The following is a 17226-nucleotide window of genomic DNA, read 5'->3' on the forward strand; positions in this document are numbered from 1 at the left end:
TGCTAGTCAAAAAGGAGTACTCTCTCGGTATAGATAGTCAGGAAAGAAATGAGACACGAAAAGCAAGGAGCGGGAATGATGGAAAATCAAATCATATCATTAAATAAAGTTGAGAAGCGATTTGGTAAATTTCAAGCACTGAAAGACATTACCTTCACGGTCAACAAAGGTGAAGTTTTAGGATTTATCGGTCCGAACGGTTCAGGAAAATCAACAACGATTCGCATTTTGCTAGGCATGTTAAAAAAAAGCGGCGGTGAAGCGACAATTTTTGGGAAAGATGTCTGGAAGGAAGACACAGAGATTCATAAAAATATTTCATACGTTCCTGGAGATGTGTATCTTTGGCCGAATTTAACTGGCGGCGAGATCATAGACTTGCTTTTACGATTGAATGGCCAGCAGCGTACCCATAGAACTGAAGAGTTGATAGAAAAGTTTCAGTTAGATCCAAAGAAAAAAGCTCGGACCTATTCAAAAGGTAATCGTCAAAAAATTGCATTAGTAGCCGCGTTATCACAAGAAGCGGAGCTGTACATTTTTGATGAGCCGACTTCAGGATTAGATCCGTTGAACGAAAAATCTTTCCAAGAAGAAGTTTTAAAATTAAAGGAAGCTGGTAAAAGCATTTTACTATCCAGCCATATTCTATCAGAGGTTGAAAAAATGTGTGATCGAATCGCCATCATTCGTGAAGGCGAAATCATTGAGACCGGGGATTTAGTTTCCATGCGCCATTTAACTCGAATGGAGCTCACGGTTGAGACCAGAAATTCACTTGACGATGTAGAGCAATTAGCAGGAGTGCATAAGGTCGATTTTTCAGACGATACACATCAGCAAGCCGTGCTTTCTGTGGATCGTGAACAAATGACTCAAATCATGGACTTTTTAGCAGAAAAGCAAATTATTAACCTAATATCGACACCGCCAACGTTAGAAGATTTGTTCATGCGCTATTATGAAAAACAAGGGGCTGATTCACATGAAGCATAGTGGAGCAAAAACAGGCTACCTGTTAAGAGCGAATTTAAAGCAAAATCGCATCAAACACCTTGTTTGGATCGCAATTCTAGTCGGTTTGTTTGCTTCAGCTGCGACGAAGTTCAATGTTCTGTTCGGAACTCAAACAGATATCAATGCGATCGTTGAAACATTGAAAACGCCGGCAATGGTTTCGCTTTTTGGTGAATTTTCGGCCACGAAGCCTTATACGACAGCTAATGTTTTCGCTTCTGAAATGCTGGTATTTATGGGAATGTTCATGGTTTTTATGAATATTTCATTGGCAATCTCAAATACGCGAGCAGAAGAGGATTCTGGTCTATTGGAAATGGTTCGTTCACGGACAGTCGGCCGTTTGGCACCGACTTATGCGACCGTGATTGAAATTCTATTAGTCAATGGGCTGATGGGGATATTGTATGTTAGTAGTCTGCTTGCTGCTGACTTGAAGGGAGCCACGATGCAAGGCGACATCTTGATGGGTGTCAGCATCGCCAGCATTGGAATCATGTTCGGATTTATCAGTTTGTTGATAGCGCAATTGGCTAATAATTCACGTAGTGCGAATTTTATGAGTTATGGACTGTATGGATTTTTTTACATCGTTCGAATGATGACGGATGTGACTGATCCTGAATGGACCTGGTTATCACCAGTTGGCTGGATTCAAAAGACCGCAATCTATACTCATGATAAGTGGCTGCCGGTCATTATGACTTTAGGGCTAGGTGTGATCTGTTTATTGATTGCAATCAAGATCGCAGCGACCCGTGATATCGGCAGCGGTATTTTAGCGGCGCGAAACGGAAAAGCCCAAGCGGGAAAATTATTGTCATCACCACTGGGTCTGGTTTTATCGATAGAACGCAACAGTATAATCGGCTGGATTTTTGGCGGAATTATACTAGGGGCAGCCTATGGTTCGATCTTTAGTACGATCGGCGATATCATCGGAAGCAATCCGACCTATCGGAAAATTCTCGGTGTGACACAAATCAATGCTGCTAATCGAGAGCTGATCTTGAATTATTTGAATATGTTAGCTCTATTTTTCGTGGCGATCGCGGCAATTAGCGGGATATTAATTATTTTCCGCTTGAAGTCGGATGAAAAAAAAGGGTATTTAGAAATCCTGCATTCAAAAAGTATTTCCAAAACACGGTTAGCACTCAGCTATTTTGGAGTAGGGACAATCGTCAGCATGCTCGTATTTGCGGGGACGTTAGCCGGAGCCTTTTTTGTTGGTAATAGTATGTTAGATGATCCAATTGCGACGAAGTACTTTTGGCAAACAATGGTTGGTTTCTTACCAGCGACCTTGTTCTTTGTCGGGATCGGCACTTTTTTTACAGGAGCATTTCCCAAACTTACGAATGTTTTGTGGATTTATTTAGCGGCCAGTGTTTTAGTAAAAATGTTTGGTCCGCTCTTGAACCTCTCTGACGATGTAGCCAACATCTCACCTTTAGGCTGGGTCGGAAAAGTACCGACTGAAAGTGTGGATAATACGGTAATGATTATCCTAGTTTCGGCTTTTCTGGTTTTGACACTACTCGGTATAGTGGGCTACAATAAGCGGGATTTGGAGTGATTGGGATGAAGGAAGTAGTGAAAGATCCTCAGAAGGAGAAAAATATTTTAGAAACTAGTGCCAAACTATTTGGTGTTCATGGCTATCGTGAGACGAAAACGGATCAAATCGCGGAAGAAGCGGGTGTGTCTAAGGGGTTATTGTTTCATTATTATGGTAATAAGAGCGGCTTATACCAAGCGACCTATGTCTATACTTCAGAATTTTTTTACCAGCGAATCGATTACTCGATCTGGACGCAGGCTTCTGATTTACTAGAAATGGTGGTGGATGCCACCAAATATAAGATTGAGCTGCAATTAAAATATCCAGTTGAATTTGATTTCTTAATGAAGGCCTACGCTGAAATGCCTTTATTACCTGAGCCTTTGCGAGAAGCAATGATGGCACGACTCAATACCGATGTTAATCGCAACATGACCTTGACGGATGAGGTAATTGGAAAGCTGCCCTTGCGTGATGGGGTCCAGCAAACCGATGTCCTTGAAACAATTTACGCGATCTTAAATAGTGAAACAACAAAAATTCAACAAGAACTGTCCCATCATCCTGAATGGAAATCAATCGAAGATTTAATGCCGGTGATTGATCGTTTGAAACGCAAACTAAAGATTCTTGAGTATGGTTTTGTTGAACACTAAAAAAAATCTGTGCCCTTTTTGAAGGCACAGATTTTTTTGCTTACTGGGTTAAAACTCAGAAAAGATAGTCATTAAGAATAAGCCTTCCTCAGCTAAAGCGGCGAAGAAGAGCAGCAGACTGTCGATGAAAAGCACACTCATATTGGTCCCGAATAATACCGCCAGCTTCTCCATATTATCCTCTATCTTTTTTTCTTTAAAATAAACGCAAAAAAGATAGCAGTTTGCTAAAGCAATCAAGATAGTTGAAAGAATGATGGCGATCTTCATGAGTGTTCCCCTTTACTTGAATAAAAGTAGTCGTGTATCTCTCCCTCATTATACTACGCATTATTCAGAAGAAAAGGGAAATGGACAAAAGTCGAAAACCGCTTTACAAAATTTAACTATTAACAATAGCGCAAAGAAAGCGCATAACAAAACTTGAATTTTTAAGCTAAATATATTATTGTTATGACAATAGAACTTTTAAGGAGGGATATTTTGAACGAAAAACTAGCTAAAGGAAAAGGCGCAAGCCCTTTGTATAGTCAAATAGCAGATGATTTACGCTTTAAAATCGTTTCGGGAGAGTGGGGAGATGGTGAAAAAATTCCACCGGAACTAGATCTTTGTGATATTTATAATGTTAGTCGAATTACGATCAGAAAGGCGATCGATGAATTGGTTCGTGAAGGACACTTGTATCGTGAACGGGCAAAAGGGACGTTCGTTTTATCGATGGATCATTCGAATGAAAAGGAACATTATACAATGGTTCGCAGTTTTACTCGAGAAATGGAAGAATTAGGAAAAACCGTTAGAACATTGCATGCACAAGTTAGCTTGATTGAAGCGTCTGAACGCATTTCTCAGCAATTAGGCATTGAAAAAGGCTCAAAGGTACTTCAGCTTAGAAGAACGAGAGGCGTTGATGATGGCAAAGCGTTTGCCTATTTTGTCACGCATATTCCTTACAATGAAAATTTCTCATTAGACAGCAAAGATTATTATGGCTCATTATACGATTATCTGAAAAAATTCGATATCGTTATGAGTGAGAGCAAAGAGTATGTGGAAGCCTTAATCGCAACACCAGAGATCCAAGCGGTATTAGACGTTCCTGAAAATACGCCGATTTTAAAGAGAGTACGGATGGTCTCGAGAGCTGATGGACAGTATAAAGAGATTAGTGATTGCTACTATATTGGCGATCAATATCGCTATTACGTTGAAATTTAGATACGAGCAAAAGTGCAGGATAATCCAATTTATTTTGCACTTTTTTTAAAAAAATAAAAAGAAAGCGTTGTCTTTTTATTTAAAATGACATATAATCAATTTGTGCTATTGTTATAACAAAATGACAAAAGAGAACAGGAGTGTTAAAAATGGCAATATCTTTTATTCGAATTGACGATCGGATTATTCATGGACAGGTAGTAACACGCTGGATGAGTGAAAGAGACTGTGATGGTGTCGTAGCAGTAGATGATGCTTCCGCTAATAATCCCACACTATCGAAGGTACTTAAAGGGGCAGTTCCAAAGCCTTTGAAGGGTTTCGTGATGACAGTGGAACGAACAGCTTTGAAGTGGGACGAGATCGTTGGCAGCAAGAAAAATTATTTTCTAATTGCAAAAACACCTGAGACACTTGTGCGCTTGTATGATGCTGGAGCAAATTTTATTGATTGCTATCCGATTTTAAATGTTGGCCCAATGAGTGCTAGAGAGGGTGCGGAAAAAATCGGACCAAACGTAGCGATCACCGAGGGAGAACGAGCTGCCTTTGAGCGATTAGATGCGTTAGGAATGGATATTCAGTTTAAATTAGTACCGGATTCAAAAGGCTTTACTTGGAAAGATATCAAAAAATAAAGAACGGAGGAACTTATTATGCTCTTTTTCCAAGCTGTATTGATCTCATTACTTTGTTACCTGGGGGCCCTTGGCACTCCTTGGCTGATGGGATTGACTGGTGGCTGGTATACGATCAGCCGCCCGCTAGTATCAGGATTTTTGATTGGACTTATTTTAGGCGATGTAACGCAGGGAATTATTATCGGTGTTGCTATTCAAGCAGTGTATATCGCAATGGTGACACCAGGCGGACAAATGCCCGCTGATTTGAACTTTGTAGCGTATCCGGCAATTGCTTTAGCTATTTTATCAAATTCATCAACAGAAGTCGCAGTGACCTTAGCTACGACGATCGGAGTTATCGGTACGATCGTATTTAACTTTTTCCAAGTAGCCAATTCTTTCTGGAATCACCGAGCACAAAAGGCGATCGAAGAGGGGAACGAAAAAGGTTTTCACTTTAATGCGATCGTTGGTCCGCAACTGTTGAGTTTTGCTTTACGCTTCATACCTTCATTTTTAGTGATTTACTTTGGTTCAAGTTTTGCTAAAGAATTACTGGAAAGTATGCCGCAGTATTTGATCGATGTAATGGGAATTTTAGGTGGGGCACTTCCTGCAATCGGGATCGTGATGTTGTTGACGGCAGTGGTTAAGGAAGACATCATGTTGCTGTTCTTTGTTTTTGGTTTTATCTGTGTTATCTTCTTGAAATTAAATATGATCGCTTTGGCGGTGGTGGCAGGTGTGATTGCTTATATTTACTTCCAAGCAAAATCTAAACCTGCGGTAAAGGTTGCGACAGAGGATGGAACGTATGATGATTTCGATGATGAGGAGGAATTTTAATGGAACAAAAGAAATCTTACCAACTCTTAGATAAACAGACACTGAATAAATCCTATATTCGTTGGATGATGTACAACTTAGTAGCAACTAGTTTTGAATTTTTGGAAGCCTTTGGTTTTGCCTTGTCCATGGAGCCAATTGCTAAACGTTTGTATAAGGATGATCCTGAAGCGCAAAAAGCAATGTTGAAAAGACATTCGGTCTTCTATAATACCGAACCGCAAATCGGCTCATTGATCAATGGCGTCGTAGTCGGATTGGAGGAACAACGAGCGTTAGGCAAAGAAGAGATCGATGACGAGTTTGTAAATGGATTAAAGGTTGGTTTGATGGGTCCTTTAGCTGGAATTGGGGATTCCATGATACCTGGAATGCTGATTCCGATTCTACTTTCGATTGGGATGGGTCTATCAGAAAACGGCAGTATTTTAGGTCCGATTTTCTATATCGTTGCTTATAATACGATTATTATGCTGGGTTCTCGATTCTTATTCTTTAAAGGCTATGAGCTTGGAGCGGAATCAGTCGATACATTTGTTGGGGAAAAAGCACAGCAGATCACACAGGCATTCTCTGTTCTGGGAATGATCGTTATCGGTGGAGTCGCAGCTAGTTATGTAAATTTGAGCTTGCCGATCGTTTTGAAATTCAGCAGTGCGAAAATCGATATTCAACAAATTTTGGATGGGATCTTTCCCAATCTATTACCACTAGTCTTAGTACTTGTTTCATGGTACTTGATGGCGAAAAAGGGCGTCTCTGCTTTAAAATTGATCGGACTTTACTTTGTGACAGCCTTTGGCGGTGTTGGAATCGCTTATTTGATTCAAATGTTGTTCTAAAAAAATCGACAAGGAGAAACGATTATGATCGGAGTTTTATTAGTGAGTCATTCAAAACTGGCTCATGGTATGAAAGCAGCGGTAGAATTTGTAGCTGGTGAACAGAAAAATTTCTTTTCAATTGGGTTAGAAGAAGCAGGCGTTGCGACTTATCGAGCAGAACTAGAAAAATTGGCCGGCAGTCTGTCAACAGAGATCAAACAAATGCTGATAGTTTGTGACATTCCGGCGGGTTCTCCCGGGACGAATGCGTATGATGTCTTTGCACAAACGGAGCTTGAAGTTGAAATGCTATCGGGGATGAATCTAGCTATGCTGTTGGATATGATTTTGATGCGCGATGGTAAGGAGTTTCAACAATTGATCAGCGATGGAATCAAGGCTGGCAAAGAAAGTATTGATCGAATGGATTTTTCAGATGAAGATGAAAATGAGGAGTTCTAATGTCATATCATTATGATTATTAAAGAGGGGTAGAAATGACGTATAATTTGCGACCGGAAATCAAGATCAAACAAGATGCACAAACATGGACAAGTTATGATCAAATTGTTGATGAACTAAATCAGCAATTTGACGATGGAAAGAAAACTATTGCATTAGAATGTTATCCAGGTGTGGATCTGCATGAGTTGGAACAACAATTATTTAGTAGATTAACAAACGTACGATTAGTGAAAGCCGATGATTATGCTTATGACGCTGAAACGTTAACCAATAAAATCGCTGCGAACCTGACAGAGGATCGGGTCTTTGGAATCATGTCTCATGCAACTCTGGATGAGTTTTATCCAGAATATGAAGTGAAACAAATCCAAAAAGAGTTAGCAGAAGAACCGAAGAAAGTCGTTGTGTATGGAACGGGAGCGGTAATCTTACTGCCAGACCCGGATGTTTTATGTTATGCCGATCTGACACGCTGGGAAATTCAAAAGCGCTATCGGTCAGGCATGCCAAATTGGAAGGCGGCCAATGAAGATGAGGACAATCTAAAGAAAGTGAAGCGGGGATTCTTCTTTGAATGGCGTGTTGCTGATCGACTAAAACAGAAATTGACTAATCGTATTGATTATTTGATTGATACGAATGTCCCGAATCAAGTAAAAATGGTCGATGGGGTGAGCTATCGAGCAGCATTGGATCAAATCGTGAAACAGCCATTTCGTTTAGTTCCTTATTTTGATGCCAGTGTTTGGGGCGGTCAGTGGATGAAAAAAGAGTTCAATTTGAATTCCGAACAAGAAAACTATGGCTGGGCTTTTGATGGTGTGCCGGAAGAAAATAGTTTATGTCTCGATTTCTCAGGAATAAAAATTGAAATACCTGCTATCAATGTGGTACATCAGCGTCCAATTTCACTGCTTGGAGAAAAGGTTCAGGCACGGTTTGGTAATGAGTTTCCAATTCGGTTTGATTATCTGGATACTGTTGGCGGTGGTAATCTGAGCCTGCAGGTTCATCCGCGGGTTGATTATATCCAAGAGAAATTTGGGATGCCGTATACACAAAATGAAAGTTATTATATCTTGCAGGCTTCTGAAAAATCGACCATTTATTTAGGCGTAAAAGAAGGCACCGAGAAAACAGAACTATTTAACGAATTACACAAAGCAGAAAAAGGCGATTATCGTTTTCCTGATGAGAAGTATATCAATTGTTTCCCTGTGAAAAAACATGATCACTATTCAATTCCTGCTGGCACGATTCATTGTGGAGGTCCAGATACCGTAGTCTTAGAGATTAGTCAAACGCCATATATCTTCACCTTCAAGTTGTGGGATTGGGAACGTTTAGGTTTAGACGGTGTTCCCAGACCGGTTCATCTAGCACATGGGGAAGAAAATGTGAATACTGATTTCGACACTACTTGGGTTCAAGAAAATTTAATCAATCCATTTGAAACACTTCATGAAGATAATGAAAGCCGTGTTGAAAAAACCGGACTGCATGAGCTAGAATTTATTGAGACACATCGTCATTGGTTCAAAAAGGAAGTAACGGTGAAGGTTCATCAAAGTGTCAATATGTTGAATTTGGTAGAAGGTGAAGAAATTACGGTGGAAAGCTTGGATAATAGCTTTGAGCCGTTTGAGATCCATTACGGCGAGACCTTTATCGTGCCAGAGGCTGTCAAAGAATATAAACTGGTTAATCAAGGAGATCCGAATAAAGAAGTTGCTGTAATCCAGGCTTTTGTTAGAGATTTATCGTAATCTAAGGAGGAAGAAAATGATTGAAACAGGGTTAGGTATAAGCTTCGATGAACCCACCCACGAGTTTATTTATCCGTCTGCTGTTTTTGGTCCTAAGCATGCTGAGCAGCGCCATTTGAAGGATATTCTTCATAGTATGGCGGATCATGAAGCGCAAGGACCTGAGATCGTTTACTCAATTGCAATGGATGTTGGGCTAAAAAAGGATCGTGCCGATCTGTTGGAGCGTGAATTGCTTTTTGGGATCGTCGCATATGCTGATGGTTCAATCGGCAAAGAGCCTGTCAAAAGCCAAGGTCATATCCATGCAATTTCGAAAACCTGTCAGATGTCGACACCTGAAGTCTACGAGATTTGGTCAGGCGAGGCAATCATTTATATGCAGGAAAGAGCAACAGATAAACCAGGTCGGTGTTACGCTGTTCGAGCAAAGGCTGGAGAAGTCGTGATTGTTCCGCCTGGTTGGGCGCATTGTACGATCAATGCATCAAAAACTGAGCGAATGCTTTTTGGCGCGTGGTGTGTACGAGATTACGGGTTTGAATATGAAGATGTCAGAGCACACAATGGTTTAACCTTTTATCCTAAATTTGATGCTCAAGGGACGATTGTTTGGGAGCAGAATCCAAGCTATCAAGCAGAAGAGCTGATTGAAAAGGCTCCTCGCGTATATTCAGAGTTTAAAATTGTTGATAAACTTCCAATTTATCAACAGTATGAACAAGATCATACTAAGTTTGATTTTGTTGTTCGACCAGATTTGTACAAAGATAAATGGTTGAATTATATTCCCTGATAAGAGACGAAGAAAGGAGTCTGTGATGTTTAAACAAAGCAATGTCAAATATAATGGCAAGACCTTCAACTTAGAAGGCAGCGGTATTCAGAAAAAAGAAACGAGAGCTAAAGACTTAGCCGGTTACTTTTCAGACTTATCTGCGTTTCAAATGTTAGATCCGGAAACGGTGATGTATCAGGTAGAGTATCAAGATAACGGACTTGTAGAAGGTACACCTGGGGGACTTTATTTCGGGATTACACACTTATATCCAGGTGTTATCGGTGAAGAGTATTATCTGACAAAAGGACATTTTCATGCAAAACGAGATACTGGCGAATATTATTTTGGTTTGCAGGGTCAAGGATTATTGATGATGACAGAAAATGGCGAGACTGTTTTGGAAGAAGTCGTGCCTGGATCAGTTCATTATATTCCTGGAAATGCGGCTCATCGTTTGATTAATACAGGTGCAGAAGTGCTTTCGGTTTCTGCCTGTTGGCAAACGGAATCAGGGCATGACTATGCGCCGCCAGAAGAAATGTTTCCTAAGCGAGTTTTCCGCGATAAAGCAGGAAAACCAATTATTAAGAATAATAGTTAAGGCAAAGCTGAATCGATTTCGTCGATTCAGCTTTTTTAAAGATAGTTTTAAGGTATTCGTTCTTTTTACGGGAATAACTTAAATAGACTGACATCTGACTTGGGCTTCGCTATACTAAAAATAAATAATTTTTGAAGGGAGCCGAGTTGATGAATTTTGCTGCATCCGATTTTGAATACTATGAACGTACGATCAAGATCATGTATCAAAACTATTATTGGAAGCGCATCGTAATTTGTGGAATAGCTTTAGCCATCATCATGTTATATAGTGGAATTTTTCAAGATAATTTGTTTTTGAATATTTTTCTGATGCTGTTGATCGCTGGGCTGGGAGTCTATCTTTTTTTAGAAAAGCAAAAATTTTCGGAAGTGTATCAAGCGTTTCTTGAAGAGAACCAGCCAGAGGTGCAAATTCATAAAATCCAAGAAGAAGAGTACAGCTACAATGTAGTAGATGATGATGAGAAAGTTCGTATCAATAAAAAAGGTGTGCGTAACTTGCCTTCCAATAACAAACAGTATACGATGATGGTCGGTTTTTCTAAGGCTTTCTTTTCTCGTGAACCATTGCAGATCGTGTATTATGATATGCTTGATCTTACATATGAAGAGAGTTTCCGATTAAAACGTAATGGATACAGTTCTATGCCGCGTTTTTTACGCCGCTTTACCTTGAGCAATCTAAGAGCCAGTGCGGGCAATGCGGTCAGCTTTATCTTTGGAAATATCTTCCTATTATTCATTCTATTTCGTTTATTACGTTATCTATGGTCCTTTTTACGGATGTTTTTCTAATACCACATTTAATCATTTGAGATGAATAGCTCAAATGATTTTTTTGTATTTAAAAATATGTTCGAATCGTGTGTTTCGATTAAAAAATTAAATGATTTATAGTGTTTTTTTGATGTATTAATCAGTGTTAAAAAAATTTTTGGCGTATTTTATTTTTGAAAGAATGAAAAAGACGAGATTAGTTAGAAAATTATTTTTAGAATAGGAAGGAAGAAAAGCTATGCCAACACAACAATCATTAGGTCAAAGACAAATTTTTGGAATGAAAAGGGAATCGTTACAAAAGAAAGTACAAAAATTTTATTCAGATACACAAAATGCAGCAGCGGTAGTAGAAGTGGCTATCGCAGTCATGATCAGGAATTCGTTTGTGGTCGGGGATTTTTCTTTACTTTTTGCAGAACTGATACACGAAATCTATCTTCATACAGAGGCAACGGACTTATTGCGCCGATTCTGCCCATTCTTTGAAAATTACTTTGACCATGATGAGTGGAAGCTGGTTAAGGCTAGGATGTTTAAGAATTCCAAGGACTATCGTAAGTTAAATGATAGCCTTTGTGGGTACAAAAAATATTTACAAGAAAAAACAACTCCCGTTGAAGAATTGGATGGTCAGCGATACAAACTCATCTCGGTTTTCGAGGATGCTAATGGCAAGCTGCATACTTGGAATTTGGGAGATGCTGATCCAGAAATAGCAATAGAAAAGGCTGATGCGTTATTGAGATTGTTGACGACCTTGACGATCTTTCAAAAGGCTGGTGTTAGAAGATTTGTGAAGGTAGAGAAATCCGATATCGTAAATTGCACACGTAAAACGCTTGTGCAAAAAGAAAAAGTGCACAAAGAAGATGAGGTGAGCGAGCAAATCTCAGCAGACACTGATATGGTGAATAGCAGCGATGATATGTCAATGAGTGTTGCAAATGAAGAGGGAAATGTTACCCCACCCATGGAGAAAGAACCGCTTCGTGAATCGTTGTCTAAAAAAACACATGAAACAGCACCGTCGTCCCTCCAAAATAGTAATGCGACAGCAATGATGACTGAGGAACAAAACAATTCCACGTCTAGAAAACCGTCAATGGCACTTTCCGCATATCAGAAAAGCAAAGCAGTCTATAAAAAGCCGAAAAGCGAGAGGCAAAAGGACCGGGAATACAAGGAAGAGCTGCTTAAGGGAACAAAGTATGGTAAAAAGAATAAGCACGAGGCAAGAAAGAAAAAGAAAAAACGTAAATAGTTTTTGTTCTACCTGTTTTCGATGAGAAAATTTCTTTATTGCGACCAATTTAATAATCCTTCTTACACAGTCCATGGTAAACTATTTTTGAAATCGTTTTACTGTTTATTTGAGGAGGAGAAAAATGATTAAAACAATTGTTGTCGGACCACGTGGAAAAATGGGGCGCTTGATCACACAGATTGCAGCTGATAGTGAGGAATTAACTCTAATAGCCGGAGTTGGACCGAGCGGACGAGACTATATTGGACAAGATTTAGGACGAGTAACTGTACTTGGACGTGATCTTGGTATACCCGTCGTGGATAACTTGGCAGAAGTGATCGAAGACTGTGACGTAATCATCGATTTTTCTACAAAGGAAATGGGTTTAGAAACTTTGCGTTTAGCAAAAGAACACAAAAAAGCTTTGGTTTGTGGAACTACCGGTTTCAGTCCAGAGGAAAAGGCATTATTTTGTCAGGCTGGTGAGGTGATCCCCATGCTGTATGCCGCAAATACGTCTAAGCTGGTTAATGTTATGAATAAGCTCCTGCAAATGGCAACAGCAGCGATTGGTGAAGAAACAGATATTGAAATCGTAGAAATGCATGACCGCTGGAAAAAGGATGCACCAAGCGGCACCGCCAAAGAAATGGGTGAGTTGATTGCTCATGAGTTGGGGGAGGAACTTTCTGATCTAGCAACTTATGGTCGTGAAGGATCAGGCGAACGAAAACTAGGCTCAATCGGATATCATTCTGTGCGAATGGGGGACACGCCAAGCAGTCACACTGTTTTCTTTGGTGGCTTGGGCGAGCGCTTAGAAATCAGTCATCATTCAACAGATTGGCACGGTTTTGCTAATGGAGCTTGTGACTGTGCGATTTTCTTAGCCAAGCAGAAACCGGGTTGTTACTCTGTTGCGGATGTTTTAAAATTATAGAAAATAATTTAGTTATTTTTTGATCTGTTTTCAAGCGTCAGAAAAGTTGAATTAGAAACAGATTTTTTTGAGTTGCAATAAATCAAGTTGTAGTTATTTAAAAAAATTCTGGAATTTAATTGATTGACTTCTCATTTTGTAAATGCTAAATTGAGTGCAATCATTTAAGGAGGTCAGAACTCATGGCAAACAACATTGCGAAACGTAATCTTCAAACAGTTGAATCAGCATGTTGTTGTATGGTGCAAAAAAGCAGCATACGAATTTGTCATGCCTATTAACTGTTCTGAACTCGTTTGATAAAGAAGGAAACTTCTAAAATTTTAACGAAGTCAAGAGGTGCAGCTTTAATAGCTTGCACCTCTTTTTTTGTACACAAAATTCAGGATTGGGGGAATCACTATGTGTTGTTGCTTGGCAGATAAACACAAAAAAACTTATTAAACAGGAGGAAATATTATGCATTTATCAACCAAATTGATTCACGGAGGAATTAGCGAAGATCCATTGACAGGAGCAGTCAGCGTACCAATCTATCAAACTTCGACTTATCGCCAAAAGAAAGTCGGGCAGCCGGGAGATTTTGAGTACTCTCGTTCGGGCAACCCGACACGTTTAGCACTAGAAGAATTGATCGCTGAACTGGAAGGCGGAGTGAAAGGTTTTGCTTTTGGCTCCGGTTTAGCAGCAATCCATGCAACCTTATCACTATTTCAGCCGGGAGATCATTTGATTTTAGGCGACGACGTTTATGGCGGCACCTTCCGTTTATTGGAGCATGTTTTCAAACCGCTTGGCCTGAGTTACACGATGGTAGACAGCCGTGAGTTGTCGCAACTTGAGGATGCATTAACAGATCATACCAAAGCACTTTACTTAGAATCGCCTAGTAATCCCTTATTGAAGATTATTGATTTAGAAAAGATTGCTGCGTGGGCAAAAGAGCATAAGTTAATAACAATCGTGGATAATACTTTTGCTACGCCATATTTGCAGCAGCCATTAGCACTAGGTGCGGATATCGTGTTGCACAGTGGAACGAAATACTTGGGAGGTCATAGTGATTTAGTCGCTGGTCTGGCAACCACCAACAAAGAGGAACTTGCTGAAAAAATTGGATTTTATCAAAATTCGGTGGGAGGCGTCTTAGGACCGCAGGATAGCTGGTTGTTGCAGCGAGGGATCAAAACTTTAGGTGTTCGAATGGAGGCGCATCAAAAGAATGCTGAAACGATCGCCAACTATTTAGCAGATCATGCTGATGTGGCTAAAGTTTATTATCCAAGCCTAGCGGATCATCCTGGTCATGAGATCGCTGCAAAACAAATGCGCGGATTTGGCGGCATGGTGGCTTTTGAATTGGTGAATGAAAGCAAAGTTTCAGAATTCGTCGAGGCATTAAAAGTGATCACCTTGGCCGAAAGCTTAGGTGGTGTTGAAAGCTTGATTGAAGTTCCAGCCATCATGACCCATGCGTCGATTCCAAAGGAAAAACGGGAAGCTTCTGGAATCAAGGATGGATTGATTCGCTTGTCTGTCGGGATCGAAGACATAACAGATTTGAAAAATGACTTGGAGCAGGCTTTTACGGGTGTACATGATGAAGAAACAGCAAAATAAAAGTTCGTTAATCGTAAGGTATCTAGGAAGGAAATGAAGAAAATGAAAAAATCAATTATTGCAGTTGCTAGTTTTTTAGTCGTCGGAGTTTTATTTCTGGCCGGTTGCCAGTCAAAAGATGACAGTGAAGCCAGTTCAAAGAATGTTTTACGGGTAGGAACTGAAGGAACCTATTCACCTTTTTCTTATCGTGATGATAATGATAAGTTGACTGGCTATGACGTAGATGTCGCAAAAGCTGTCGCTAAAAAAATTGACTATAAAGTTAAATTTGTTGAAGCGCCGTGGGATTCAATGCTGGCAGCCTTTGATGCGAAGAAGACAGACGTAGTATTTAACCAAGTCGCGATCACTCCTGAGCGTAAGGAGAAATATGTATTTAGTACGCCTTACTCTGTTTCTCATCCAGCATTGATCGTAAATAAGGACAATAACGAAATCAAAGATTTCGCGGATTTAAAGGGAAAAACCTCTGCTCAGTCATTGACCAGCAACTATGCACAAATGGCAGAAGAGCTTGGCGCGGAAATCTCTAGTGTCGATGGTTTTAGTAAGGCAGTGGAACTAGTTGTTGATAATCGCGCAGATGCTACATTGAATGATGATGTAACCTATTATGACTACTTAAATCAAAAACCAGACGCACCAATCAAAATTGTGAAAACTTCAGATGAAGCGACAGAGGTAGCGGCAATGTTTCATAAAGGTGACGAAAAATTGGCGGAAAAAGTTGACAAAGCTATCAAAGAATTAGAAGCGGATGGTACATTAACCAAGCTGTCAGAAAAGTATTTCAAGAAAGATATCTCTAAGTAAAGGAAAGGGAATGTAAAATGGAACGAACGATTGATATTATTCAAAGCTCGGCGCTGCCGTTGTTTTGGGCATTGCTAAAAATGACGATTCCTTTGACCTTGATTTCTTTTGCTTTGGGAATGATTTTGGCACTGATAACTGCCTTAGCACGGATTTCAAAAAATCGCATCTTAAATGGAATTTTCTTCTTATATGTTTGGATCTTCCGCGGAACACCACTTCTGGTTCAATTGTTTATCGTGTTTTTTGGACTTCCATCGGTGGGAATTCAAATGGATGCGTGGACAGCCGCAATTTTAACCTTTTCACTAAACACCGGCGCGTATGCTTCTGAAAACATTCGTTCCGCTTTACTAGCGATTCCTCAAGGTCAATACGAATCGGCTGCGTCGTTAGGGATGAGCCGTTGGCAGATTTTATATCGGATTATTGCGCCGCAGGCTTTCAAGATCGCTTTGCCGCCGCTATCTAATAACTTTGTTAGTCTTGTCAAAGATACTTCACTTGCAGCCAGTATCACGATTGTTGAGATCTTTATGACTGCCCAAAGGATCGCCGCTCGAACTTATGAGCCGTTATTGTTGTACAGCATGGTGGCAATCTATTATTTGGTCTTTTGTACCTTCTTGAATTATCTGCAGTCTGTACTTGAAAAACGGATGGTCTATTAGGAGGAAGAAATATGTTAACAATCGAAAAATTAAACAAAAGTTTTGATGGTAACCAAGTTTTAAAAGAAATCGATTTAACCTTTCAACCTGGCGAGACGACAGTCATCTTGGGACCATCTGGATCAGGGAAGAGTACGCTATTGCGTTCAATTGATTTATTAGAAACGCCAGATAGTGGGATAATCAAGATTGATCCGGATAATCTATCCTTTCCGCAAAATTTGTCCTTTCGTCAGCTAAAGGAATATCGCGGTCATTTTAGTATCGTTTTTCAAGCGTACAACCTTTTTCCCCACTTGACAGTGATTCAAAACGTCATGGAAGGTCCGACACAGGTGAAGAAAATTTCAAAGAATCAAGCGCGAGAACAGGCAGAACAATTACTGAATAAAGTTGGCTTGCTGGACAAAGCAGCAGAGCATCCTAAGCAATTATCTGGCGGACAAATGCAGCGGGTGGCGATTGCTCGAGCGTTAGCGATGGAACCGGAGTTTATGCTTTATGATGAACCAACTAGCGCACTTGATCCAGAGCTGGCCCAAGAAGTACTGCAAGTCATCAAAGATTTAGCCGAATCAGGCAACGGTCAAATCGTTGTGACCCATCATTTAGAATTTGCTCGTAAAGTCGCTGACCGTATCGTTTTTCTAGAAGATGGGCAAGTTACCTTTGACGGCAGTAGTCAAGCATTCTTTGAAAGTGATAACTTGCGGATTCAACGATACCTGCAACAATTTTTATAACAGGAAAAAACGGTAGTGCCGAGCTGGCATTACCGTTTTTGGTG

The 17226-nt window shown here is 40.1% G+C and carries 19 protein-coding genes; 18 read left to right on the forward strand and 1 reads right to left on the reverse strand.

Annotation, left to right across the window (positions count from 1 at the left end; translation table 11 throughout):
• Positions 1-78 precede the first annotated feature (78 nt).
• Genes FFR60_RS08200 through FFR60_RS08210 form a run of 3 tightly spaced genes read left to right on the forward strand, consistent with a single transcriptional unit; the run spans position 79 to position 3237 of the window.
• A complete protein-coding gene (locus tag FFR60_RS08200; RefSeq protein WP_137663856.1) occupies positions 79-996 on the forward strand; it encodes an ABC transporter ATP-binding protein in 918 nt (305 codons plus the stop codon).
• Positions 986-2596: an ABC transporter permease gene (locus FFR60_RS08205; protein WP_137663764.1), complete on the forward strand. Its 1611-nt coding sequence runs from the start codon at positions 986-988 to the stop codon at positions 2594-2596. Before FFR60_RS08200 ends, FFR60_RS08205 begins: the two co-directional genes overlap by 11 nt.
• Positions 2597-2601: 5 nt before the next feature.
• The gene (locus FFR60_RS08210) at positions 2602-3237 is read left to right on the forward strand and encodes a TetR/AcrR family transcriptional regulator (RefSeq protein WP_137663765.1); all 636 of its coding nucleotides are present in this window, start codon (positions 2602-2604) and stop codon (positions 3235-3237) included.
• Positions 3238-3285: 48 nt separating this feature from the next.
• On the opposite strand, the gene FFR60_RS08215 is transcribed toward FFR60_RS08210, so the two are convergent.
• Positions 3286-3507, reverse strand: coding sequence for a hypothetical protein (locus FFR60_RS08215; protein ID WP_088933343.1), 222 nt, complete (start codon positions 3505-3507; stop codon positions 3286-3288).
• A 213-nt stretch (positions 3508-3720) separates the two neighbouring features.
• On the opposite strand from FFR60_RS08215, the gene FFR60_RS08220 reads away from it, so the two are divergent.
• The 15 genes from FFR60_RS08220 (at position 3721) to FFR60_RS08290 (ending at position 17182) form a co-directional block, all read left to right on the forward strand.
• Positions 3721-4458: a GntR family transcriptional regulator gene (locus FFR60_RS08220; RefSeq protein ID WP_137663766.1), complete on the forward strand. Its 738-nt coding sequence runs from the start codon at positions 3721-3723 to the stop codon at positions 4456-4458.
• Between the two features lie 149 nt (positions 4459-4607).
• Positions 4608-5096, forward strand: coding sequence for a PTS sugar transporter subunit IIB (locus FFR60_RS08225; RefSeq protein WP_088933341.1), 489 nt, complete (start codon positions 4608-4610; stop codon positions 5094-5096).
• Positions 5097-5114: 18 nt separating this feature from the next.
• Positions 5115-5927 (forward strand): PTS mannose/fructose/sorbose/N-acetylgalactosamine transporter subunit IIC, encoded by an 813-nt coding sequence (locus tag FFR60_RS08230; protein WP_088933340.1) that lies wholly within the window; start codon positions 5115-5117, stop codon positions 5925-5927.
• A complete protein-coding gene (locus FFR60_RS08235) occupies positions 5927-6769 on the forward strand; it encodes a PTS system mannose/fructose/sorbose family transporter subunit IID (protein ID WP_088933339.1) in 843 nt (280 codons plus the stop codon). The genes FFR60_RS08230 and FFR60_RS08235 overlap by 1 nt, the downstream gene beginning before the upstream one ends.
• 24 nt (positions 6770-6793) lie before the next feature.
• Positions 6794-7213 (forward strand): PTS sugar transporter subunit IIA, encoded by a 420-nt coding sequence (locus tag FFR60_RS08240; RefSeq protein ID WP_137663767.1) that lies wholly within the window; start codon positions 6794-6796, stop codon positions 7211-7213.
• Positions 7214-7248: 35 nt separating this feature from the next.
• A complete protein-coding gene (locus tag FFR60_RS08245; protein WP_137663768.1) occupies positions 7249-8982 on the forward strand; it encodes a class I mannose-6-phosphate isomerase in 1734 nt (577 codons plus the stop codon).
• A 16-nt stretch (positions 8983-8998) separates the two neighbouring features.
• Positions 8999-9778 carry a glucose-6-phosphate isomerase family protein gene (locus FFR60_RS08250; protein WP_137663769.1) on the forward strand — a complete coding sequence of 260 codons (780 nt, stop codon included), beginning with the start codon at positions 8999-9001 and terminating at the stop codon, positions 9776-9778.
• A 25-nt stretch (positions 9779-9803) separates the two neighbouring features.
• Positions 9804-10364, forward strand: a complete 561-nt coding sequence (locus FFR60_RS08255) for a glucose-6-phosphate isomerase family protein (protein ID WP_137663770.1) — start codon at positions 9804-9806, stop codon at positions 10362-10364.
• A 149-nt stretch (positions 10365-10513) separates the two neighbouring features.
• On the forward strand, positions 10514-11161 hold the full coding sequence (locus FFR60_RS08260; RefSeq protein WP_137663771.1) for a hypothetical protein: 648 nt from the start codon (positions 10514-10516) through the stop codon (positions 11159-11161).
• Positions 11162-11381: 220 nt separating this feature from the next.
• Positions 11382-12407, forward strand: a complete 1026-nt coding sequence (locus FFR60_RS08265; protein WP_137663772.1) for a glycosyltransferase family 1 protein — start codon at positions 11382-11384, stop codon at positions 12405-12407.
• A gap of 124 nt (positions 12408-12531) precedes the next feature.
• Positions 12532-13332, forward strand: a complete 801-nt coding sequence (gene dapB, locus FFR60_RS08270) for a 4-hydroxy-tetrahydrodipicolinate reductase (RefSeq protein WP_137663773.1) — start codon at positions 12532-12534, stop codon at positions 13330-13332.
• A gap of 459 nt (positions 13333-13791) precedes the next feature.
• Positions 13792-14952 (forward strand): cystathionine gamma-synthase, encoded by a 1161-nt coding sequence (locus FFR60_RS08275; RefSeq protein ID WP_137663774.1) that lies wholly within the window; start codon positions 13792-13794, stop codon positions 14950-14952.
• Positions 14953-14994: 42 nt separating this feature from the next.
• Complete coding sequence (locus tag FFR60_RS08280; RefSeq protein WP_137663775.1) at positions 14995-15768, forward strand: amino acid ABC transporter substrate-binding protein; 774 nt, start codon at positions 14995-14997, stop codon at positions 15766-15768.
• Positions 15769-15785: 17 nt separating this feature from the next.
• On the forward strand, positions 15786-16439 hold the full coding sequence (locus FFR60_RS08285; protein WP_137663776.1) for an amino acid ABC transporter permease: 654 nt from the start codon (positions 15786-15788) through the stop codon (positions 16437-16439).
• A gap of 11 nt (positions 16440-16450) precedes the next feature.
• Positions 16451-17182 carry an amino acid ABC transporter ATP-binding protein gene (locus FFR60_RS08290; protein ID WP_137663777.1) on the forward strand — a complete coding sequence of 244 codons (732 nt, stop codon included), beginning with the start codon at positions 16451-16453 and terminating at the stop codon, positions 17180-17182.
• Positions 17183-17226: the final 44 nt, after the last annotated feature.

The organism is Enterococcus hulanensis, from assembly GCF_005405485.1.
GTDB classification, from domain to species: domain Bacteria; phylum Bacillota; class Bacilli; order Lactobacillales; family Enterococcaceae; genus Enterococcus_A; species Enterococcus_A hulanensis.

Excerpts from the sequence above, each read along its gene's own strand:
- FFR60_RS08200 (WP_137663856.1), top strand. The coding sequence starts at position 79 with ATGGAAAATCAAATCATATCATTAAATAAAGTTGAGAAGCGATTTGGT.
- FFR60_RS08205 (WP_137663764.1), top strand. The coding sequence starts at position 986 with ATGAAGCATAGTGGAGCAAAAACAGGCTACCTGTTAAGAGCGAATTTA.
- FFR60_RS08210 (WP_137663765.1), top strand. The coding sequence starts at position 2,602 with ATGAAGGAAGTAGTGAAAGATCCTCAGAAGGAGAAAAATATTTTAGAA.
- FFR60_RS08215 (WP_088933343.1), bottom strand. The coding sequence starts at position 3,507 with ATGAAGATCGCCATCATTCTTTCAACTATCTTGATTGCTTTAGCAAAC.
- FFR60_RS08225 (WP_088933341.1), top strand. The coding sequence starts at position 4,608 with ATGGCAATATCTTTTATTCGAATTGACGATCGGATTATTCATGGACAG.
- FFR60_RS08230 (WP_088933340.1), top strand. The coding sequence starts at position 5,115 with ATGCTCTTTTTCCAAGCTGTATTGATCTCATTACTTTGTTACCTGGGG.
- FFR60_RS08235 (WP_088933339.1), top strand. The coding sequence starts at position 5,927 with ATGGAACAAAAGAAATCTTACCAACTCTTAGATAAACAGACACTGAAT.
- FFR60_RS08240 (WP_137663767.1), top strand. The coding sequence starts at position 6,794 with ATGATCGGAGTTTTATTAGTGAGTCATTCAAAACTGGCTCATGGTATG.
- FFR60_RS08245 (WP_137663768.1), top strand. The coding sequence starts at position 7,249 with ATGACGTATAATTTGCGACCGGAAATCAAGATCAAACAAGATGCACAA.
- FFR60_RS08250 (WP_137663769.1), top strand. The coding sequence starts at position 8,999 with ATGATTGAAACAGGGTTAGGTATAAGCTTCGATGAACCCACCCACGAG.
- FFR60_RS08255 (WP_137663770.1), top strand. The coding sequence starts at position 9,804 with ATGTTTAAACAAAGCAATGTCAAATATAATGGCAAGACCTTCAACTTA.
- FFR60_RS08260 (WP_137663771.1), top strand. The coding sequence starts at position 10,514 with ATGAATTTTGCTGCATCCGATTTTGAATACTATGAACGTACGATCAAG.
- FFR60_RS08265 (WP_137663772.1), top strand. The coding sequence starts at position 11,382 with ATGCCAACACAACAATCATTAGGTCAAAGACAAATTTTTGGAATGAAA.
- dapB (WP_137663773.1), top strand. The coding sequence starts at position 12,532 with ATGATTAAAACAATTGTTGTCGGACCACGTGGAAAAATGGGGCGCTTG.
- FFR60_RS08275 (WP_137663774.1), top strand. The coding sequence starts at position 13,792 with ATGCATTTATCAACCAAATTGATTCACGGAGGAATTAGCGAAGATCCA.
- FFR60_RS08280 (WP_137663775.1), top strand. The coding sequence starts at position 14,995 with ATGAAAAAATCAATTATTGCAGTTGCTAGTTTTTTAGTCGTCGGAGTT.
- FFR60_RS08285 (WP_137663776.1), top strand. The coding sequence starts at position 15,786 with ATGGAACGAACGATTGATATTATTCAAAGCTCGGCGCTGCCGTTGTTT.
- FFR60_RS08290 (WP_137663777.1), top strand. The coding sequence starts at position 16,451 with ATGTTAACAATCGAAAAATTAAACAAAAGTTTTGATGGTAACCAAGTT.